The following is a 22331-nucleotide window of genomic DNA, read 5'->3' as shown; positions in this document are numbered from 1 at the left end:
TCCGGATTTGCGGGCAAAGTAAGTCTGTTTATGTTAAAAATATATTAAGCAAACATTAACGTATTAAAAAGCAACCTAAATATATTGCGATTTATTTGGTTTTGCTTACTATATATTTCGTTAATTAAAATTAACAAAACAAATCGAAACTAAAAACAATAAAATAAATCAGCAAGAAATATTTTTTAATTGAATGTTTAAACAGACAGAAATATTGATGATCGCAAAAAGAATTGGATACCTAAGTTATACTGAATAAAGCAAAAAATAGAATATTTAGCTATAAATAAAGAAAAACGAGGCAATGCCTGATTAAATCATTAACACAAGGGAGGTACGTAATAATTTTATTACAAGGTATGGTGCCAGGAAAATAAATAGAGCAACAAAACGAAACATCCAGTTGTAACATTTATATATCAACCAAAACCGAAAGATAAAGAAACATGACTAACCTATCTTTGCGTACTCAAATACATGCTTCATGTAAAGTTTACGTAAAGAGAATGTCCGTTCCAGCGCGATTAAGATAATCACCGGAAATATTAAAAAACCAAGAAGGTTTAAAGCGTAGAAAAAATAGCCAAAGATTAATATCAACCTGAAACATTCGAGGTAATAAATCCATTTGCGCTGCTCTAATAAAGCACCGATATTGATCAGGGTAACCAGGATAAAAATCAATATGGCAGTTTTGTGTACTAAGGTTAGCCATTCGTAAAACATGGTAGTACCTGTAAGCATTGCTACCACCATTATCAGCTGGATATTCAGATAGATTTTAAACTTTGGTTTAGGTTTTGCCTCATCTTGCATTTTATTCTGATAATAACGTTCTTCCAAAATCGGCCTGATATTCTGGTCCATTAAAGCCGGACTACCAAAAACAGCATCCCATTTTGCCTTAAATCCATTTGCCCGCCTGTAAGCTTCTGCTATCTCCAAATAATAATGGAAATGTTGCCATAAAAAACTATAACTCTTAATGGGATGTGTTAGGCCATATTTTGGAGCTTCTTCTTCCCTTTGGAAAGTACCGAAGAGTTTATCCCAAAAAACAAATACATCACCATAGTTTTTATCGAGGTATTTCTCATCCGATGCATGGTGAACGCCATGTAAAGATGGTGTAATGAATATATTTTCGAGCCAGCCCAGTTTACCAACCAATTGTGTATGTGTAAAAAACGAATAAGCACCATGCGCCAGAAGAATGGTAATAATCATATTCGGATGAAAACCGATCAGTGGCAGGATGCACCAGAACACATTACGGAAAATGGCCTGTATCGTGGTAATCCGAGCTGCTGCAGATAAATTAAACTCTTCGCTCTGGTGATGAACAATGTGTGCCGCCCATAAAAAATTGATCTCATGCCCCAACCTGTGGTACCAGTACCAAACCAGATCAGTAGAAAGCAATAAAAGTATCCAAACATACCATTTGGTAGGAATATCAAAAATGGCATAGTTCGCATACACCCAATTATAAACCTGGTAAAAACTGGCCGCAATAAATAAATTGAGTAACCTTTCAGCAATACCTACGCTAAAATTTGCAACCGTACTCTCATATTTGAAAATTTTCGCTTTTTTTTGATGCTGGGCGATCTTAAACTCAATAAATACAAAAATAAAAAATGCTGGTATAGCAAATGCAAGGTAGTTTACCGTCATAACTGTAGTGGTCTTTTTTAGTTTAACGGAACAAACATAAATATATTCTATTAAATACATAGATTTTATAGAATATATTATTACACCTAAATTACTTCGATCTTCATTTTATGTTTGTTGTTTTAATTTATTTGTAGAACTTCGAAATTATAAATACACCATTATGGCTACAGATAAAAAAGCTGAAAACAACAATATATTATCCATTGATATAGGCGGCACAAGCATTAAAACGGTTCTTTTGGATGAAAGCGGAAATATGCTTACCGAATATTTAAAAAGCAAAACCCCGCCAGAAGCTACTCCAAAAGACATTGTTTCTGGAATTATTGAGTTGATTAAGCCTTTTCCTGTTAGCTACAACCGTGTATCGATCGGTTTTCCGGGTTATGTTAAAAACGGAATTGTTAAAACCGCCCCTAACCTGGCAAAAAACAAATGGGCAGATGTTGATCTCGCGCAGCGTGTAGCCAATGAGTTAGGTAAACCAGTACGTTTGGTAAACGATGCAGATCAGCAAGGCTTAGGTGTAGTTGAGGGCAAAGGATTTGAAATTGTTTTTACAGTAGGTACAGGTTTTGGAACGGCTTTACTATTCGATGGAGAATTACTGCCGCATTTAGAACTCGCACATTTCCCGATCAACAAGGAAGAAGACTACGATGATTATATCGGAAATAAGGCTTTCGAAAAAATTGGAACTGAACGTTGGAATAAAAGACTCAAAAAAGTAATCGAAATCTACAAAACGGTTTTCAATTATGACACCTTATATATTGGTGGTGGCAATTCTAAACAAATAGACTTTAAACTGGAAAGCAATATTAAAATTGTAACCAACAGAGACGGCATTAAAGGTGGCGCAAAACTCTGGAAACTGGCCGACAAGTACAACATCTTTACTGTTGAACCTAAAAAATAATTAATCTTTATTACAATCTTTTAACAACAATAGCTGCAATATTAATTTGTAAACCCTAATTTTGGATGCATTCAAATAAAATAAAAAATGGCAAATAACGATTCGAAAAAATATAAATTGGGAATGATCGGTTTAGGCACCATGGGCCGGAACTTATTGTTAAACATGGCTGATAAAGGCTTCTCTGTAACTGGTTACGATAAAGACAGAAAAATGATCTCGAAACTTGAAGAAGAAGGCAAGAAGCACAACTTAGAAGGATTTGACGATATTGAAAGCTTTATTTCTAGCTTACAAACACCACGTACATTAATCTTATTAGTACCAGCCGGACCGATTGTAGATAGCGTTATTGCAGAATTAAAACCGCTTTTAAGCAAAGGCGATATTATTATCGATAGTGGAAACTCACATTTTACCGATACCAACCGCCGTGTTGACGAACTGGAGAAAGATGGCTTACATTTCTTCGGAATGGGCATTTCTGGTGGTGAAGAAGGAGCACGTTTTGGTCCGAGTATGATGCCAGGTGGCGATAAACAAGCTTATAACGTAGTTAAAGATGTTTTTGATGCCGTAGCTGCAAAAGTTGGAACCGATCCTTGTGTAACTTACATTGGCCCTGGTGCTTCTGGCCATTTTGTTAAAATGGTACACAACGGAATCGAATATGCCATAATGGAGCTTATTGCCGAAGTTTATGGCATCCTTAAAAATGGATTGGGTTATACCAACGAAGAAATATATAAGGTATTCAAAAAATGGAACGAAGGCAGGTTACAATCTTTCTTATTAGAAATTACTGCCGAAATCTTCCTTGTTAAAGATACTGAAACACAAAATGATCTTTTAGATCAGATCAAAGATGAAGCACGTTCAAAAGGTACTGGGAAATGGACATCAGAGGTTTCAATGGAACTTCAGTTACCTGTACCAACCATTAACGAGGCTGTTTCTAACCGGGATTTATCTAAATTCAAAAAACTAAGGGTTTCTTTAGAAGAAGCATTCGGGAAAAAAGACACCAAAATTGCTGTTACCATTAATGAACTGGAAGATGCTTTTTACTTCTCTATGATCAGTGCTTATGCACAAGGAATGCATTTATTGGTTCAGGCATCAAAAGAATACCAATACAACTTACAGTTACAGGAAATTGCCAAAATCTGGCGTGGAGGCTGTATCATCAGGGCTAAATTTTTGGAAGATATTTATCAGGCTTATGATAAAAACAATTCTCTTGAACATTTATTCGGTGATGCTGGCATCCAGAATATCATTAAAGGCACTTTAGCAGGCACACGCAAAACAATCAGTGCATGTATCAATGCTGGCTTAGGCATTCCTGCATTTGCATCTACCCTAACCTATTTCGATACCATTACCACAGCTAGAATGCCATCTAACTTAATCCAGGCACAAAGAGATTTCTTTGGTGCACACACTTTTGAGCGCATTGATAAAGACGGTGTTTTCCACGCTGATTGGAATAAATTATCATAAACCTATTAGATTCACGAACAAGAACATAAAATGAAAACCAAAACCGCATTAAACCCTACCATTTTTGTAATATTTGGTGGAACAGGTGATTTAAACAAAAGAAAATTAGCACCTGCCCTATATAACTTGTTTATAGAGGGTTACATGCCAGATAAGTTTGCCGTTATTGGTACCGGTAGAACCGAATTTACTGACGATAGCTACAAAGCTGCTTTAGAAGATGCTGTAAACCAGTTTTCACGCAGCGGAAAAGTAAAAAAAGATAAATGGGACGATTTTGGAAAAACTATGAGTTACTGTCCTACCGATTTTGCTCAGCCAAAAACTTTCGAAAACCTTAAGGCAACTGTAGAAAAATATCAAAAAGACTTTGGTGCTGGTACGCAGGTAATTTTCTACCTTGCCGTTGCGCCTAACTTCTTCCCTATTATTGCCGAGTGTTTGCAGAAATATAAACTTACGCAAGATGAAGATAACAGCCGCATCGTTATAGAGAAACCTTTCGGTCATGATTTAGAATCTGCAAAAGAACTGAATACATTATTGAGTACCATTTTTACCGAAAAACAGATCTATCGTATCGATCATTACTTAGGTAAAGAGACCGTTCAAAATATGATGGCTTTCCGTTTTGCCAATGCATTGTTCGAGCCGTTATGGAATAGATCTTATATCGATCACGTTCAAATTTCGGTAACCGAACAGTTAGGTGTGGGCGATCGTGGAGGTTATTATGAAGGTTCTGGCGCTTTGAGAGATATGATTCAGAATCACCTGTTGCAATTGCTTTGTTTGGTTGGAATGGAAGCACCAATTAATTTTGATGCCGATGAAATCAGGAATCGTAAGGTTGAGGTTTTAAGAGCGATGCGTCCTTTTTCTGCAGAAGATATCCGTTTTCATACTGTCCGCGGTCAATATAGTAAAGGCTGGGTTGAAGGTAAGGAAGTACCTGGATACCGTCAGGAAAAAGGTGTTGATACACATTCTAATACTGAAACTTTTGCTGCTGTTAAATTCCATATCGATAACTGGAGATGGCAAGGTATTCCTTTCTATTTAAGAACTGGAAAACGCTTAAATCAGACTTCATCTCTAATTACCATTCAGTTTAGAGATGTGCCTCATCAGATTTTCTCATCAGGTGTAACCGAAAACTGGCAACAAAACAGGTTAGTAATCAGTATACAGCCTGAAATGAGTATCCGTATGCAGGTACAGGCTAAAAGACCTGGATTGGATATGGTATTGAATCCTGTTGATATGGTTTTCGATTATAAAGGAACTTACGAGGGCGATACCCCTGAGGCCTACGAAACCTTATTATTAGATGCCATGATGGGGGATCAAACTTTGTTTATGCGTGGCGATCAGGTAGAAACAGCATGGGAGTTGGTAATGCCGATCTTAAATACTTGGGAAAGTAAAAAATCAATCAATTTTCCTAACTATCCTGCCGATAGTTGGGGACCAGAAGAAGCCGAAGCACTTATTGCAAGAGATGGTTTCCACTGGTTTAACCTGCCATTGAAGAATAAGGAATAATATTAGGTTAATGGCCCAATAGCATTATAGCCATAAGCGGATTGTCATTCTGAGCCTGTCGAAGAACTTAACGATCGGTGTTTCGACAAGCTCAACATGACATTAATTAATAAGTTATAAAATGAATCTACTCATATATAAAACATTAGAAGAACTGAACCAGGATCTGGCAGATTATGTGATCAAGATTGCAGAAATGTCTATCGAAGAAAACGACCGTTTCAATTTCGTTTTAACTGGCGGTAGTTCTCCTAAAGCACTTTATCATCTTCTGGCTACAGAAGGCCAGCACAGAATTGATTGGGAAAAAGTATATTTCTTCTTTGGCGATGAGCGCAACGTTCCGGCTAATGACGATAACTACAACGGATTAATGGCCAAGAAAACCATTTTAGATCCACTAGGTATTAAAGAAGATCATATTTTTTACGTTGATACCACTTTGGCTCCAGAAAAAGCAGCTATCGAATATAAAAAAGCAATCGACAAGCATTTTAATGGTGAAGACATTGTTTTCGATTTGATCCTTTTAGGTATGGGTGATGATGCGCATACGGCTTCAATTTTTCCGCATACCACGTTAGTTAAAGACAAAGAAGTAAACATAGCAGCGGTGTATGTAGAAAAATTAGATACTTACCGCATTAGCTTTACCGCACCGTTAATTAACAAAGCAGATAACGTCGCTTTCCTGGTGTTTGGAGAGAATAAGGCCGAAGCGCTGAAGCATGTTATCGGTGATACCGAAAAAAATGTTGACTTATACCCTTCTCAGTTAATCGATCCGATTGATGGTAAATTAACCTGGTTTACCGATGAGGCTGCAACAAAATTATTAGAAGATTAAAAAATTATGATGTCTGAAGAAAAACATTTATCAGACTTTTTAAACGGAAAAACGGAATATACCTTAGGGTTGTTCCGTTTTTTTATTGCGCAATTGACCGAATTAGGAGAGATAAATCTTAGGCCTACAAAGTCCATGATCGCGATCGAATCCGAAACCAGCTTTGCGTATATTACGCAGTTGGGAAAGAACTTTATTCATGTGGTTATTCCTTTCAATCAACCGTATGAAAACAATCTTTGCTTCACCAAAATTGCACAGGTGCCAGGAACGGATCAATTTAACCATCATTTGAGGATTTATTTCGAGGAAGATATTAATGATGAGGTGAAAAGTTTTTTAAGGATGGCGATGGAGTGAGTTAATTGCCCCAGAACATAGGTGCTGTTGGATGTTATCATCCGACAGTTTAATAAATTTTAGTGTCAGATGGAAACATCTGACACCATATATATGGCCCTCATTGCTTCGTCGGCTGAAAAAACCTTTTCGCAATGAGGGCTTCACAAGTAAAACGCCTCTAATCCAACTTCTCTTCTATCAATAACTTAATAATTCCATCAGCCATTCCCACTTTAGGTACATAAATCTGTTTTATACCTGTCCATTTCATTAAAGTAAGGTAAATTTCGCAGGCCGGAATAATTACATCTGCACGGTCGGGGTTTAAACCCAGCGTATTGATCCTTTCTTTCAATGAATAACTGGTTAATTTATTGTACATCGAATTTAATTTCTGCAACGATAATGGCGCATTTTCCTTCTCATCCGACATGCGGAACAATTTATTAATATTGCCACCTGTACCTATGCCAGCCAAATGTTTATATTCTTTTGTATGCTCTTTTACCCAATCTTTCATCTCTTCCCAGGTTTCTTCCTTATCCTGATTATCGAGCATCCTGATTGTGCCAATATTGAAGGATCTTGATGCTTCTGGAGCACCTTTTACGAAAACCGACAGTTCAGTACTACCTCCACCAACATCAATATATAGGTAGTTTTTATTTTCGTCTAACTCTTCTTCAATATGGTTAGCATAAATAATATTCGCTTCCCGCTGCCCCTCAATAATCTCTAAAGTAACGTCTGCTTCCTTTTTAATCAACTTAACAATATCTTCTCCATTACGGGCTTCGCGCATAGCAGATGTTGCACAAGCCAAATATTCAGAAACATGATAAACGTCCATCAGATTTTTAAAAGCAGTCATGGTTTTTACCAGATCTGCAGATTTTTTTTCCGATATATATTGATCTAAGAATGCATCATCTCCCAACCGGAGCGGCACACGTATAAGGGTGTTTTTTTTATACTTATATTTTCCGTCTTGTTTGCTAATATCGGCAATGAGTAACCTCACCGCATTAGACCCGATATCTATAGCTGCGTATCTTAACATTATGATTGATGCTTGGTTTTTAAATAGTTATAGATGTCTACCTGCGCCCTTATCTTTTTACTTAATCTGTTTTTATGGTATTTATTATTGTTCAAAGCATTGATCTGCCTCGATTTGGTATTATCCTGCAGTTGCAGATCAATGATATCCTGTATCTCCTGTTTCACATCATGATCCAAAACCGGGAATCCTACCTCTACACGGTGTTCGAAATTCCTGCTCATTAAATCTGCGGATGATAAATACATGTCGTTTTTACCGTTATTACCGAAAATATAAACCCGGGCATGCTCTAAAAACTTATCGATAATACTGATGGCCGTAATATTTTCACTAAAGCCCTTTACTCCCGGTACCAAACAGCAGATACCACGGATAATCAGCTGAATTTTAACGCCAGCATTGCTCGCATCGTAAAGTTTGGCAATAATCCCTTCATCCGCTAAACTATTTACCTTTAACATGATGTAAGCGAGTTTACCTTGTTTTGCGTTCCTGATTTCGCGGTTAATAAAATTGACCAATTTCGAGCGGCTCTCCAGCGGCGAAACAATCAGGTGTTTAAATCCCTTCGTTACGGTACGTTTACTCAACGCATCAAAAAGCTTTACCAGATCGTTGGTAATCTCTTTTTTAGCCGTGAAAATACTATGATCACAGTATAAACCTGCGGTTTTCTCGTTAAAGTTTCCTGTTGCTAAGTTTGCATAGTATACTGGCTTATCTTTTTCGATCCGTTTAACCAAACAAATTTTGGAGTGTACTTTGTAGTCAGTTAAACCGTAATTCACCTTAACACCTTCCTCCATTAAGCGGCTCGTCCAGTAAATATTAGCCTGTTCATCAAAACGGGCTTTAAGTTCTAATAAAACAGAAACTGCTTTACCATTTTTAGCAGCGTTAATTAATGCATTAATTACTTTTGAGTTTTCGGCTAATCGGTATAAGGTAATCTGTATTTCGGTTACTTTCGGATCAATTGCGGCTTCACGCAAAAACAGAATAATGTAATCGTACGATTGGTAGGGTAAATTCACCAAATAATCGCGCTGGGCAACTTTAGCGAACATGCTTTGGGTTCTGTGCAAATCATGTACCTTTAGCGGCACGTTCGGCGCATATTCCAATTCCTTTTTACCCACATTTGGGAAGGCAATAAAATCGCCAAATTTATGGTAACGGTTACCTGGAATTAAACTTTCGGCCTCAAGCTTAAGTTTATTCACCAGTACAGTAAGCATATTTAAAGGCATAGCCGAATCATAAAGCAAACGCATCGGTTTTCCTTTTTTGCGTTTTTCCAAACTGTTTTTTAAATCATCGATAAATTTATCATTAATGTTTTTATCAATGTCCAATTCCGCATCCCGTGTTAACTGGATCGAATAAGCCTCTAAATTATCGTACGTAAAAACATAAAATATATCGTCTAAACAATATCGGATAATATCTTCGGCCAGAATTATAAATTTTAGATCGTTTGTTTCGGGCAACACCAAAAATCGTGGCAAATTGGGCGGAATTTCAATGAGTGCATATTTCTCTTTAATTTTTGTATCCTTTTTTGAAAGTTTAACAAAAAAGTAAAGGTACCGGTCTTTCAATTCTGGAAAAGGTTTATCCATATCCAGCATAATGGGAACCAGATTAGATAAAATCTTATCCCTAAAGTGATTTTTAACAAATTCGCCCCTGCTTACATTCAGTTGGGTATCGTTTAAAATAAAAATCCTGTTTTGAGCAAGTTCGTTTATTAAGGTAGCCTGAAAAAGCTGGTCAAATTTTCTTTCCTGTTTTACAACAATATTTTTAATCTCATTCAGAATTTTCTTTGAGTTAAATCCTAAAAGTGCTTTAGCCTTATCGTTCAAATTGGTTAGTCGGGTCATGGTGGCTACCCGCACACGGTAAAACTCCTCCAAATTTGAAGAAAATATAGATAGAAATTTAATCCGTTCAATCAGCGGAACTGTTTCATCAGCAGCTTCCTGCAGTACACGTTCGTTAAAGTAAAGCCAACTGATTTCGCGGTTTAAAAAAGGGATCTTCTTATTGCTCATTTAAAAAAATAAAAAATCCCTGCCAAAACAGGGATGTTCAAAACTGCACATTAATTTGTTAAATCGATGTTAATTCATATGCGCATTAACGTTAACAAATTTATTTTTTAGTTGGTGTTTTTGTTTCTTTCTTAACTGCGGGCGTAGCTTTAACAACTGTTTTTTTAACAACTGTTGCTGCTTTTGCAGGAGTAGCGGCTGGAGCTACAGCCTTTTTAACTGTTGTAGCAGCCTTTGCAGGTACTTTACTTGCCGTGGTTGCCGCTTTTTTAACAACTGTTGTAGCCTCCTTTACTGCTTCTTTTGCTTTTGTTACTGGTTTTGCCAATACTTTTTCTGCTTTTTCCTCTGTTTCTATTGCCGCAACCTTAATGCTTTGTACTACTGGTTTAGCCTTTGCAACGGCTTTTTTAACCACTTTCTGAGCTGTTTTTTCAGACTTACTTACAGCTTTGGCAACTGGTTTTTTCACGGCTTTCTCTTTTGATGCATGAATCAATTCATCTATTTTTTGTCCCACATCGGCTTTTACAATGGTAAACTTTTTCGTCAGTTTTTTAGCCACACGCTTACTCGCCTTTCCAACCTCTGTACTGATTTCCGATACATCATGTCCTAAACTTTTGATTACCTCTAAAAATTTATCGGTGATAGATTGTTCCAATTGTTTTTTGGCTTCTTTCTTGGTGATCTTTTTTTGAGACTTTGGTTTAGTGGTTTTCATATTATTTTTCGTTTTTTTGTGAGGTAAGATTAATTTCTACTAAATCTACTTATTTTTTTACTTTAAAGCTAAAACCATGCCCTCTTTTGATATAGTAAGTAAAGTTGACGCGCAAACATTAGACAATGCAGTTAACAATGCAAAAAAAGAAATCCTTAACCGTTATGACTTTAACGGCTCGAAAAGCACGATTGATCTGGATAAAAAAGCAAATGTAATTACCATTGTAACCGAAGATGATATGCGCTTAAAAGCCATTGAAGATTCGATCATTTCGAGAATGATGAAACAGAACCTTGATCCTAAAAGTCTGGATTTTGGTGATGAACAACAGGCTTCGGGCAATATGATCCGGAAAGAAATCAGCATTAAAGAAGGATTGGATAAAGAAGCTGCTAAAAAAGTGGTTGCGAAAATCAAAGCCAGCGGTTTAAAGGTGCAACCTTCCATTATGGACGATCAGGTACGTGTAACAGCAAAAAAAATCGACGATTTACAGGCGGTGATCAGTTTGTGTAGAGGCGAAGATTTCGGACAACCATTGCAGTATATTAACATGCGTAATTAGGTTAACTGTTTTAGTATATTCTATCAGTTAACCGATTTATACGCTTAACCTAAAAATAATGGAAATCAGCGAAAACGGTTTTATATTTTCAGATAAAAAGGAGCTATTGGATATTGAGGCCATCCATCATTACTTAAGCACCGAATCGTATTGGGCAAAGAACATTCCATTCGATACAGTAAAACGATCTATCGAAAATTCACTTTGCTTTGGTATTTATAAAGATCAGGAACAGGTTGGTTTTGCACGTTGGGTAACAGACAAAGCAACTTTTGCCTGGCTCTGCGATGTTTATGTAAAAGAAAGTTACCGTGGCTTAGGTTTATCTAAGAAACTGATGTCGTTTATGATCTTTCATCCCGATTTGCAGGGGTTACGCCGTTACCAACTGGCCACCCTGGATGCCCATGGCCTTTATGAACAGTTTGGCTTTTCGGTAATTGAGCATCCGGAAAGACAGATGGGCATCGTAATTCCGGATATTTACACCAGAGCTGCTGAATAGGCAAAAAACCTTTCTTAAGTTCTCTTGTTTTTAAAACACATCAAAACATAGAGAAAACATGAAAAAGATATTTTTATTACCTACAGCTTTTGCGTTGATATTATCGTTCGGATCCTGCCAAACTGCAGATAAAAAATCGGCAACCACAAAAGATAGTGTTGCTGGCGATACCAATATGATAAATGGCAACCACGCTACAGGCGCTGAAAGCACAGAATCGGGCGTTGATGAAGCCGGTGCCACATTTTTAAGAAAAGCTGCGATTGGTGGTATTATGGAGGTGGAGGCAGCAAAAATTGCAGCTAAAAATGCAAAAAGTGCTGAAGTGAAAGAGTTCGCTGCTAAAATGCTTGCCGACCATACCAAAGCCAATACAGAATTAAAAGCGTTGGCTATAAAAAAGAAAGTAATTACTCCCGATGCCTTGCCTGCCGATGACCAGATTCATTTGGATGAAATGAAAAAAATGACGGGCGAAGCATTTGATCAACATTATATGCATATGATGGTTACTGATCATGAAAAAACAATTACGCTGTTTAAAACCGGTATACAAAACCGTGATCAGGCAATTAAAACCTGGGCAAGTAATACTTTAAAGGTAATTGAATTGCACAATGCTATGGCCAAAAAGATTGTTGTTGATATGAAATAACGACAAGGTTTGTTTAGCGATCAAAATGTGTGAAAAACATCATTTTTGATACAATTTCTTCCTATTAAAGAAATTAAAATTAATTTTCACCGTTTAATACAAAAATACATCAATGAATAGGAGTAGAATTTTTAGCGCGCTTTTAAGTGTTGCGCTCATCAGTGCAATACCAACTTTAGCAAATGCACAAAAAACTAATTGGCAAAACCTTGATCTTAAAACCGACAGTACATTCGGTATCAGTACCGAAAAAGCATACAAAGAGCTTTTAAAGGGGAAAAAATCTGTTAAAGTTATCGTTGCTGTTAATGATGGTGGTGTAGAAGCCACTCATGAAGATTTAAAGCGGATAATGTGGGTAAATACCAAAGAAATAGCTGGGAATGGAAAAGACGATGATAAAAACGGCTATATCGACGATATCAATGGCTGGAACTTTATTGGTGGGCCAAAAGAATCTATCAATTTTGAAACGCTAGAGTTAACACGTTTAGTTCGTCGCGATCAGGACCGTTTTGCCAATACTACTGATGCAAATGTTGCAGAAAAAGATAAAAAGGACTTTGCTGTATTCAAAGCAGAGAGAGCCGATTTAGAAAAACAACTGGCAGAAGCTAAAGAAAATCTTGCGGGTTTAACGGGGTTCAAAGCTGCACTAGATGCAGTGGTAAAAAAAATTGGCAAACAGAATCCAACTATCGAAGACTTTAAAAATTTTAAACCAGTTACAGATGTTGATGCCCGGGTACAAGGGGTTGTAATTGAGGAATTAGGAAAAAATAGCTTTAAAGATTTTTATGAAGAGCAGATTACGGAAGGATTTGATTATTATAACCGCCAGGTTAATTACAATTTAAATCTCGATTATGATCCGCGCGCTATTGTTGGTGATGACCCGAACAATGTTAACGAGAAATTTTATGGCAATAACGATGTTGCAGGCCCTGATGCTATGCATGGTACGCACGTAGCAGGTATTATTGCAGCTGATAGAACCAATAAACTTGGTATTTTAGGCGTGGCCGATAACGTGGCTATTATGGGTGTTCGTTGTACGCCAAATGGTGATGAAAGAGATAAAGATGTGGCAAATGGAATCCGTTATGCAGTTGATAACGGTGCAAAGGTAATTAACATGAGTTTTGGTAAAGCTTATAGCTGGAATAAAGCCATTGTTAACGAAGCAATGAAATATGCTGCATCTAAAGATGTACTGATCGTTCAGGCTGCAGGTAACGAAAACAAAAATATTGATGTGGAAAACAATTTTCCTAATCATAAAGATTTAGATGAGAAGACCATTGCCTCATGGATAACCGTTGGTGCGTCTGGTCCTAAAGATGATGCAACACTTAAAGCCAGTTTCTCTAATTACGGCAAAACGCAGGTAGATGTTTTTGCTCCAGGAGTTAAAATTTATTCAACAGTACCTGGTTCTAAATACAAAAACTTAGATGGAACCAGTATGGCTTCTCCTGTTGTAGCTGGTTTAGCTGGATTAATCCGCTCTTATTACCCAAAATTATCTGCTGCCCAGGTGAAAGAAATTATTGTTAAATCGGTTACGAAGGTTAATCATAATGTAGAATACGCTAAAAGTGAAGAACCTGGTGCAGAAAAAATTTCTGTTCCTTTCTCTGATCTTTGTATAAGCGGTGGTATTGTGAATGCTTACAATGCATTAAAATTAGCGGCAACTTACTCAGGTAAAGCTGTTGCTAAATAATTATTCGGTTTGTTGTCCGAGCGAAGTTTAAACAAATAAAAATGCGTCCCATTTTAAAATTGGGACGCATTTTTTGTTATGGGTATTATTCAACGAATGATTATGCCAATATTTTAGCCGGTGTAATCGGTAATGTCCTGATTCTTTTTCCAGTAGCATTAAAAACGGCATTGGCTACAGCCGCGGAAAAACCGATTAAGGCAATTTCGCCCATGCCTTTTGCTCCCATTGGATTAATGTAGGGATCAGGTTTATTAATGAAATTAACATCGATCTCCGGTACATCGGCATTTACCGGAACGTGGTAGTCGGCAAAGTTGTTATTTATGTATCTTCCATAGCGGTGATCGATTATTGATTCTTCGGTTAAAGCCATTCCTATACCGCCAACAGCACCACCCAGCATCTGGCTTCGGGCTGTTTTCGGACTTACAATGGTGCCAGAATCGCCCACAGAAACAATTTTACTCACTTTTACTACACCTGTTAGTGAATGAACCTTTACCTGTACAAAATGGATGGAGAAAGAGTACATGGAGTAGTTATCTTTTTCCTTACCGCTCTGGCTCTCTTTGGTTATTTCTATTTGTGGAAGATTGTTCTTTTTTAAAACATCAACAAAATTAGCCGTTGCATCCATATTTGAATTTGCGGCCAGCTCTGCAATTGCAGATTTTAACGCTACACAAACGTCGTTTACGGCCGAGCCTACCGTAGATAATGTAGCCGAACCACCCTGACTTGGTGCTGGTGGCAAAGAAGAATCGCCAAGCTCAAATGTAATTTTATTTACAGGGATCTTCATTAATTTATTGGCAATTAAAGTCATACCAGTTCCTGTTCCGGGGCCAATATCGCTGGTTGCACTTTGTAAAAGCAGCGACCCGTCAGCCTTTAAAGTACCTTTCACGCTGGCCTTACCTCTATTGGCGTTAAACACGCCAACACTCACTCCATAACCTGTTTGCCATGGTCCTTCTACCAAACTGCCTGGTTTATTTTTCCGGTTGTTCCATCCTATTTTCTCCGCCCCGATTCTATAGGCTTCTTTAATATTCTTGCTCGAAAATGGTTTATTTTTCTGCTGATCGGTTTCAGGATCATTTTTGATTCTAAAATCCAATGGATCCATATCTAAAGCATGCGCCATCTCATCTATTGCACTTTCGAGCGCAAAAGCTCCGGTTGCTTCACCTGGTCCGCGCATCCATATGGGTACACCAAGGTCAACAGGTACAATCGCGTAAGAAGTATTTACGTTATCGCATTGATACATAAACTTCGCCATGTTAACCACGCCTTCGGTAAAGTTCTCATAAGTTGAAGTTTCGCCATAAGCCCTATGCGTAATACCTGTTAATTTACCATCTTTATTTGCGCCCAAACCAATAGTTTGTATCGCTGCCGGACGATTTCCTACCATGGTAAACATCTGCATCCGCGTAATAACCACTTTTACAGGTCTACCAATGTGTTTAGAAGCCATCACCGTTGCAATTTCAAGCGGCCACGTGCGTAATGCCATGCCAAAACCACCTCCAACAAACTCCGAATTCACCTGGATATTTTCCATCGGAATTTTAAAAACATTTGCAATAGTACCTTGAGTAGCTTTTACCCCTTGTGTTTTGGCGTAAACGGTGAGTTGGTTATTTGATCGCCAATCGGCAATAATCCCATGAAGTTCCATAGGGTTATGTGTTTCAATCGGTAGAAAGTATCTTTCTTCGAGCTTTACTTCTGCATTTTTATAAGCATTTTCCTCACCGCGTTTATAATCAGCCTGCCCCTGCAGCTTTTTAGCCTTAGGATCTTTTAGCGCTTTTTCAAAATCGGTATTAAATTCTTCTTTAGTGTAAGTGGCCTTAACCAATGAGGCGGCATAAGTTGCTCTTTCAAAAGTGTTGGCTACCACAATTGCTATTGGCTGTCCGTTATAAAAAATCCTGTCGGTGTAAAAAATCTTCATCTGTGGACCACCCTCCTGCTCGTAAGCAGCAGCCGATGGCTTATTCAGGTGCGAAATCACAGCAATTACTCCTGGAGCTTTTTCTGCATCTTTAGTATTTAGTGCAGTAATTCTACCTTTGGTAATAGTACTGGTTACCAAAACACCATAAGTTAAGCCAGGTAATTCATATTCAGCGAAATATTTAGCCTGACCGGTAACCTTTAAGATTCCATCTACACGATCATTATCGTCTTTTAACATGCGCTTTTCCATAACTAGGCTTTTGATTTTGCAAGATTTAATGCTTCAATAATCGTATTGGGTGCCAGTTTTAGTTTGAAGTCATTTCCTCCAAAGCCTTTTGCATCCTTCATGGCCAATTGCGCGGCCTGCTCAAAATTGGTTAAGATGGCTTCTTTTCCTTTTAGAAAATTCTCAGCTGCAGTTAAACGCCAGGGTTTATGTGCTACTCCACCCATCGCTAATCGAACATCAATAATTTTATTATTGACGATCTCAAATGCCGCTGCTACCGATACGAGCGCGAAAGCATAAGAAGCCCTATCTCTAACTTTAAGATAATGGTAATTTTTAGTCAGGTTATTTATAGGGATTTCTAAACGAATAATCATTTCATCAACCTTTAAATTATTGTCTAACTGAGGGGTATCTCCTGCTAAGCGATGAAAATCTTTAAATGATATTTTACGTTCCCCTTTGGCATGAGCCAATACCACTTCAGCATCTAAAGCAACAAGAGCTACACACATATCGCTGGGATGAACGGCAATACATTTCTCTGAAGTTCCGAAAATAGCATGCATCCGGTTAAAACCTTCCATGGCACCACACCCTGTTCCTGGTTGGCGTTTATTACAAGGCATTTCGATATCGTAAAAATACCCACAGCGTGTACGCTGCATCATGTTACCGCCAACAGTGGCTACATTTCTTAGCTGCGCTGATGCCCCTGCCTGCAAAGCCCATGAAAGGAGTGGTAGTTTTTCTTTAATCAGAGGATGATCTGCAACTGCAGAATTGGAAGTCAAGGCACCAATATGGATTTTATTCCCAATCTGCTCGATCTGTTTTAGTGGAACGTGATTGATATCGATGAGTTTTTCAGGTGCAGTAACCCCTCTTTTCATCAGATCAATTAAGTTTGTACCACCTGCAAGGAATTTTGCGTTTTTATCTTTTGCCAATAAAGCAATTGCTGATTTGGCTGTGGTGGTTCTTAGATATTGAAAGTTGATCATATGATTTGACCTCCTTCCTTCACTTCAATAATTGCATCAACTATATTAGGGTAAGCGCCACATCTACAAATGTTTCCACTCATATATTCACTTATCTCATCTCTTGAGTTGGCATGGCCTTCGCGCACACAAGCTACAGCCGACATGATCTGACCGGGCGTACAATAACCGCACTGAAAACCATCGTGCTTAACGAATGCAGCCTGCATGGGATGTAAAGTATTACCATCCGCCAAACCTTCAATCGTAGTGATTTTCTTTCCTTCATTCATTACCGCCAAACTGAGGCAAGAATTTATCCTTTGCCCGTCAACATGAACGGTACAGGCGCCGCATTGGCCATGGTCACATCCTTTTTTAGTACCTGTTAAGTGTAATTCTTCACGCAGATAATCTAAAAGTGTTACCCTCGGCTCTACTGTTGTTTGATAAGCTTTGTTGTTTATCGTAAGTTTTAAGGGGATTTTCTCAAAAAGTTCGGCAAAACGTTCATCCGCATTGCTTTCAGCTGCTTTAACTGCAACACCAGGCGTTAATGCAATGGCAGTAATTACTGAGCTTTTTTTGAGGAAATCGCGCCTGCTATCGCCTTGATTTGGTTTCTGATCAGAAGATTTCATAGTTGGACATTTATATATGGATGTGCGCCCAGGTTCGCCTTTTTTATAAATTCTTTGATATAACTACGCTAGGCTTCCAGGTATTTCCATCTCTAAATTTAATATAAAAAAACCAAGGCTAGCCTCCTTAAAACTGGTAAGTAAAGGAAAAGTTACACCTAGGAGCTAACATCAATAAATATAAAACCCAATTACTTCAGGTATTGTTTCGATCTTATATATTATAATATCGCCTGTCTTATCCGGATCAGTTTTGTTAAGGTTTCTTCTAATAGGTCTAAATGTAGCATATTGGCACCGTCCGATTTTGCATTTGCAGGATCAGGATGTGTTTCGATAAATAAACCATCTGCACCAACTGCAATCGCCGCTTTGGCAATGGTTGAAATCAGTTCTGGTTTACCCCCTGTTACCCCACTGCTTTGATTGGGTTGTTGTAATGAATGTGTACAATCCATCACTACAGGTACTCCAAAACTCTGCATCTCCGGTAATCCACGATAATCAACAATCAAATCCTGATAACCGAATGTATTGCCTCTATCAGTTAAGATTACTTTATTGTTACCAGCTTCTCTTACTTTTTCTACAGCAAATTTCATTGAACCTGCAGAAAGGAATTGCCCTTTTTTAACGTTAACTACTTTTCCGGTTTTTGCTGCAGCAATTAACAAATCTGTTTGGCGGCATAAAAATGCAGGAATTTGCAGCACATCTACATATGCGGCAGCCATTGCAGCCTCAGCACTTTCATGGATATCGGTAACAGTTGGTACACCGAATTCTCTGCCAATCCTTTCTAAAATACGTAAAGCTTTTTCATCGCCAATGCCGGTAAAAGAACTTCCTTTGCTTCTATTAGCTTTCCGGTACGAACCTTTAAATATATATGGAATCTGTAGTTTATCGGTAATCGTAATAATCTTTTCGGCAATTCTCATGGCAATATCCTCGCCTTCAATGGCACATGGACCAGCCATTAAAAAGAAATTTCCTGAATCTGTATTTTTTAATTTATCTAAGTAGTTTATCATTTTTGAGATGTGAGATATGAAGATATGAGACGTTGGATATGAGTTTGTCTCAAATCCAACGTCTCATATCTCAAATCTGGTTTTTAATTTCCTAGTTCTGACATGAATTTAATCCGCATCAATTGAATTTCTTCACGGGTATAGTCGGTTTCGCCGAGTTCATTAAGCGCTTCATCTATAGAATCACTTTCGGCTGCTCTGAAATAATCAAAAACTTCATCCTGTCTATCATCATCAATCACTTCATCAATGAAATAATTCAGGTTAAGTTTAGTACCAGAATTTACAATCGATTCTACTTCTTTCAGAATTTCTTCATAAGTAATGCCTTTCGAATCGGCAATATCTTCCAAACCAATCTGTCTATCGATATTTTGAATGATCGAAACTTTCATCTGCGACTTATTGGCCTGAGTTTTAATAATCAAATCAATAGGACGTTCGATATCGTTATCCTCGACATACTTTTTGATCAATTCGATAAAAGGTGTCCCGAATTTCATTGCTTTACCCGAGCCTACACCAGAAATCTGACGAAGCTCTTCCATTGTGATCGGATAATGGGTACACATTTCCTCTAAAGATGGATCCTGGAAAACTACGAATGGCGGAACGCTTTTCTGCTTTGCAATTTTTTTACGTAGTTCTTTAAGCAATGATAAAAGATGGGTGTCTAAAGCACCTGTGCCTTGTTTTACATCATCATCATCGTCATCAGCACCGTTCTCTATGGGTTCATTTAGTATAAATTTAAGGCTATAAGGATTAACAATAAAATCTCTTCCTTGCTTAGTTAGCTTTAATAAGCCATAATTATCAATATCCTTAAAAAGGTAATTATTTAAAACAGCCTGGCGGATAATCGATTTCCACACCAACTCACCTTCCTCTTTACCAATCCCAAATTCTGGAACCTTACTATGTTCGTAGGCAATGGTTTGCGCTGTTTCTAAGCCTAAGAAAACGTTTAGTAAATGTGCATCGTCGAATTTCTCTCCAGATTTCTCAATAAACTTTAATAAGGTAGATAACTGACTTTCGGCATCAAACTGTTTTTTAGGTTTTTTGCAGTTATCACACATGCAGTTACAGCCTGTTTCGTTAAAGTTTTCGCCGAAATAGTGAAGAATCTGCTTACGGCGGCAAACGCCAGATTCGGCATAATCAATCACCTCCTTTAATATCTGTGTACCAATTTCTCTTTCAGAAACCGGTTTATCTTTCATAAACTTGGCCAGCTTATCTACATCTTTTTGGGAGTAGAAAGCAATGCATACACCTTCGCCACCATCACGTCCGGCCCTGCCAGTTTCCTGGTAGTAACCCTCCATACTTTTAGGCACATCATGGTGAATAACAAAGCGGACATCGGGTTTGTCGATGCCCATCCCAAAGGCGATGGTTGCAACGATCACCTCCGCATCTTCCATCAAAAATTTATCCTGCGTTTCAGCCCTAACCTTTGGATCTAAACCGGCATGATAAGGCAAAGCGCTGATTCCGTTGAGGTTCAGGGCTTCGGCAACTTCCTCTACTTTTTTACGGCTAAGGCAATAGATAATACCTGATTTACCTGGATTAGACTTGATGTATTTAATAATCTCTTTGGTAATGTCTCTTTTAGGGCGGATCTCGTAAAATAGGTTCGGCCTATTAAATGATGATTTGAATAACGTTGCTTCCGTCATACCAAGATTCTTCATAATATCCTGTTGCACTTTTGGTGTGGCAGTTGCGGTTAGTGCAATAATTGGAATGTTATTCCCCAATCCTGCAATAACCTGTTTAATCTTACGGTATTCTGGCCTGAAATCGTGTCCCCATTCAGAGATACAATGTGCTTCATCAACGGCAACGAAAGAAATTTTAATCAGATTTAAAAATTCAATATTATCCTGCTTTGCCAGAGATTCGGGCGCAACATACAATAATTTAGTCTGCCCGCTTAAGAGGTCAGATTTAACTTGAGTAATTTCAGATTTGTTTAAGGATGAATTAAGAAAATGAGCAATACTGTCATTTCCACCAAAAGCCCTTAATTGGTCTACCTGGTTTTTCATCAATGCGATTAGTGGAGAGATCACAATTGCTGTTCCTTCGCTCATTAAAGCAGGTAACTGATAGCAAATAGACTTCCCTCCGCCTGTAGGCATAATAACAAACGTGTTATTGCCCTCTAAAATATTGGTAATGATCGACTCCTGATCACCCTTGAAATTATCAAACCCGAAGAAATTTTGTAGGTTATCAAATAACGACTTTTTCACGTCCATTTTGTGTAATAAAATATGCGATGCTATTTTTGTATCCAAAATAACATAATTTTACAAGAATTTCAAGTATTAACAAACAATTATTTTCTCTTTGAAAAGTAAAAAATCAATAATCCAATCAGCTGTAAGCACATTAGAGCTTGAAGCAGCAGCAATATTAAATGTTGCCAAGAATATTAACAACGATTTTGAAAAAGTCGTATCAAGCATTTTACATGGCAAAGGACGGGTAATTGTTACGGGTATAGGAAAGAGTGCAATCATTGCACAAAAAATGGTGGCTACTTTTAATTCAACTGGTACACCTGCTATTTTTATGCATGCTGCAGATGCTATTCATGGCGATCTGGGCATGATACAGGTAGACGATATTGTAATCTGCCTTTCTAAAAGTGGAAATACGCCAGAAATAAAGGTGCTTACCCCTTTGTTAAAAACATCTGGCAATCTTCTAATTGGAATGGTTGGTGAGCTGAATTCTTTTTTAGCGGAGCAGGCTGATCTGATTTTGAACACTTCTTTCGAAAAAGAAGCTTGTCCACACAATTTGGCGCCTACTACCAGTACAACGGCGCAGTTAGCATTAGGCGATGCCTTAGCTATTTGTTTATTAGAATGTAGAGATTTTAATGAATCAGATTTTGCAAAGTATCATCCAGGAGGATCGTTAGGCAAAAAATTATATTTAAAAGCCCGCGATCTTGCTCTATCTAACGAAAAACCGGCTATACATCCATCTGCCTCAGTTAAAGATGTGCTGATAGAAATTAGTAAAAACCGTTTAGGTGCTGTTGCTGTTGTGGATAACGACGATAAGGTACTAGGCATCATTACTGATGGTGATATTCGGCGGATGTTAGAAAATAACAATTCTATTGCAAACTTAAAAGCTGAAGATATCATGGGCAGAACACCAAAGAGCGTACAATTTGATGCTTTAGCCGTTGATGCCTTAGATATTATTAAACAAAACAATATAACGCAGTTGTTAGTATTGGAACAAAATACTTACTTTGGCATGATCCATTTACATGATCTTTTAAATGAAGGTATCGTGTAA

19 protein-coding genes are annotated in these 22331 nt (G+C 37.8%); 10 read left to right on the top strand and 9 right to left on the bottom strand.

The features are described from left to right. Positions 1 to 450: 450 nt before the first annotated feature. Entirely contained in the window at positions 451 to 1737 is a 1287-nt protein-coding gene (locus tag H9N25_RS09010) for a sterol desaturase family protein (RefSeq protein WP_223833681.1), read from the bottom strand. A 103-nt stretch (positions 1738 to 1840) separates the two neighbouring features. Here H9N25_RS09010 and H9N25_RS09005 point away from each other — a divergent pair, with 103 nt between their 5' ends. The 5 genes from H9N25_RS09005 (at position 1841) to H9N25_RS08985 (ending at position 6854) form a co-directional block, all read left to right on the top strand. After that, positions 1841 to 2599, top strand: a complete 759-nt coding sequence (locus tag H9N25_RS09005) for an ROK family protein (RefSeq protein ID WP_167294382.1) — start codon at positions 1841 to 1843, stop codon at positions 2597 to 2599. A gap of 87 nt (positions 2600 to 2686) precedes the next feature. After that, complete coding sequence (gndA, locus tag H9N25_RS09000) at positions 2687 to 4102, top strand: NADP-dependent phosphogluconate dehydrogenase (RefSeq protein WP_190328655.1); 1416 nt, start codon at positions 2687 to 2689, stop codon at positions 4100 to 4102. 30 nt (positions 4103 to 4132) lie between these two features. Continuing rightward, positions 4133 to 5647, top strand: a complete 1515-nt coding sequence (gene zwf / locus H9N25_RS08995; protein ID WP_167294380.1) for a glucose-6-phosphate dehydrogenase — start codon at positions 4133 to 4135, stop codon at positions 5645 to 5647. 121 nt (positions 5648 to 5768) lie between these two features. After that, complete coding sequence (gene pgl / locus H9N25_RS08990; protein WP_167294379.1) at positions 5769 to 6494, top strand: 6-phosphogluconolactonase; 726 nt, start codon at positions 5769 to 5771, stop codon at positions 6492 to 6494. A 6-nt stretch (positions 6495 to 6500) separates the two neighbouring features. Further along, positions 6501 to 6854: a DUF5655 domain-containing protein gene (locus tag H9N25_RS08985; RefSeq protein WP_223833680.1), complete on the top strand. Its 354-nt coding sequence runs from the start codon at positions 6501 to 6503 to the stop codon at positions 6852 to 6854. A 160-nt stretch (positions 6855 to 7014) separates the two neighbouring features. On the opposite strand, the gene H9N25_RS08980 is transcribed toward H9N25_RS08985, so the two are convergent. The 3 genes from H9N25_RS08980 to H9N25_RS08970 form a co-directional block, all read right to left on the bottom strand. Further along, positions 7015 to 7896 carry a Ppx/GppA phosphatase family protein gene (locus tag H9N25_RS08980; RefSeq protein ID WP_167294378.1) on the bottom strand — a complete coding sequence of 294 codons (882 nt, stop codon included), beginning with the start codon at positions 7894 to 7896 and terminating at the stop codon, positions 7015 to 7017. Further along, positions 7896 to 9956 (bottom strand): polyphosphate kinase 1, encoded by a 2061-nt coding sequence (gene ppk1, locus H9N25_RS08975; RefSeq protein WP_190328654.1) that lies wholly within the window; start codon positions 9954 to 9956, stop codon positions 7896 to 7898. Before ppk1 ends, H9N25_RS08980 begins: the two co-directional genes overlap by 1 nt. 100 nt (positions 9957 to 10056) lie before the next feature. After that, on the bottom strand, positions 10057 to 10680 hold the full coding sequence (locus H9N25_RS08970; protein ID WP_167294376.1) for a hypothetical protein: 624 nt from the start codon (positions 10678 to 10680) through the stop codon (positions 10057 to 10059). A 76-nt stretch (positions 10681 to 10756) separates the two neighbouring features. Between H9N25_RS08970 and H9N25_RS08965 the strand changes: the two genes are divergently transcribed. From H9N25_RS08965 to H9N25_RS08950, 4 genes are all read left to right on the top strand, one after another. Next, a complete protein-coding gene (locus H9N25_RS08965; RefSeq protein ID WP_113948827.1) occupies positions 10757 to 11248 on the top strand; it encodes a YajQ family cyclic di-GMP-binding protein in 492 nt (163 codons plus the stop codon). Between the two features lie 58 nt (positions 11249 to 11306). After that, positions 11307 to 11753 (top strand): GNAT family N-acetyltransferase, encoded by a 447-nt coding sequence (locus tag H9N25_RS08960; RefSeq protein ID WP_190328653.1) that lies wholly within the window; start codon positions 11307 to 11309, stop codon positions 11751 to 11753. 58 nt (positions 11754 to 11811) lie between these two features. Beyond that, positions 11812 to 12408, top strand: coding sequence for a DUF4142 domain-containing protein (locus H9N25_RS08955; RefSeq protein ID WP_190328652.1), 597 nt, complete (start codon positions 11812 to 11814; stop codon positions 12406 to 12408). Between the two features lie 112 nt (positions 12409 to 12520). Continuing rightward, complete coding sequence (locus tag H9N25_RS08950) at positions 12521 to 14134, top strand: S8 family peptidase (protein WP_190328651.1); 1614 nt, start codon at positions 12521 to 12523, stop codon at positions 14132 to 14134. Positions 14135 to 14234: 100 nt separating this feature from the next. On the opposite strand, the gene H9N25_RS08945 is transcribed toward H9N25_RS08950, so the two are convergent. The 5 genes from H9N25_RS08945 to recQ all read right to left on the bottom strand — a co-directional run bounded on the left by H9N25_RS08945 (position 14235) and on the right by recQ (position 21271). After that, positions 14235 to 16358, bottom strand: coding sequence for a xanthine dehydrogenase family protein molybdopterin-binding subunit (locus tag H9N25_RS08945; RefSeq protein WP_190328650.1), 2124 nt, complete (start codon positions 16356 to 16358; stop codon positions 14235 to 14237). 2 nt (positions 16359 to 16360) lie between these two features. Continuing rightward, entirely contained in the window at positions 16361 to 17344 is a 984-nt protein-coding gene (locus tag H9N25_RS08940) for an FAD binding domain-containing protein (RefSeq protein WP_190328649.1), read from the bottom strand. Continuing rightward, on the bottom strand, positions 17341 to 17964 hold the full coding sequence (locus H9N25_RS08935; RefSeq protein ID WP_190328648.1) for a (2Fe-2S)-binding protein: 624 nt from the start codon (positions 17962 to 17964) through the stop codon (positions 17341 to 17343). Before H9N25_RS08935 ends, H9N25_RS08940 begins: the two co-directional genes overlap by 4 nt. A gap of 221 nt (positions 17965 to 18185) precedes the next feature. Continuing rightward, entirely contained in the window at positions 18186 to 18998 is an 813-nt protein-coding gene (gene kdsA, locus H9N25_RS08930; RefSeq protein WP_190328647.1) for a 3-deoxy-8-phosphooctulonate synthase, read from the bottom strand. Between the two features lie 83 nt (positions 18999 to 19081). After that, positions 19082 to 21271, bottom strand: coding sequence for a DNA helicase RecQ (gene recQ, locus H9N25_RS08925; protein WP_167295535.1), 2190 nt, complete (start codon positions 21269 to 21271; stop codon positions 19082 to 19084). A 91-nt stretch (positions 21272 to 21362) separates the two neighbouring features. Here recQ and H9N25_RS08920 point away from each other — a divergent pair, with 91 nt between their 5' ends. Beyond that, a complete protein-coding gene (locus H9N25_RS08920) occupies positions 21363 to 22331 on the top strand; it encodes a KpsF/GutQ family sugar-phosphate isomerase (RefSeq protein WP_167294368.1) in 969 nt (322 codons plus the stop codon).

Source organism: Pedobacter riviphilus (genome assembly GCF_014692875.1).
GTDB lineage: Bacteria > Bacteroidota > Bacteroidia > Sphingobacteriales > Sphingobacteriaceae > Pedobacter > Pedobacter riviphilus.
Note: the sequence above shows the minus strand (reverse complement) of the source record. Positions and strands in the feature narration are given on the sequence as shown.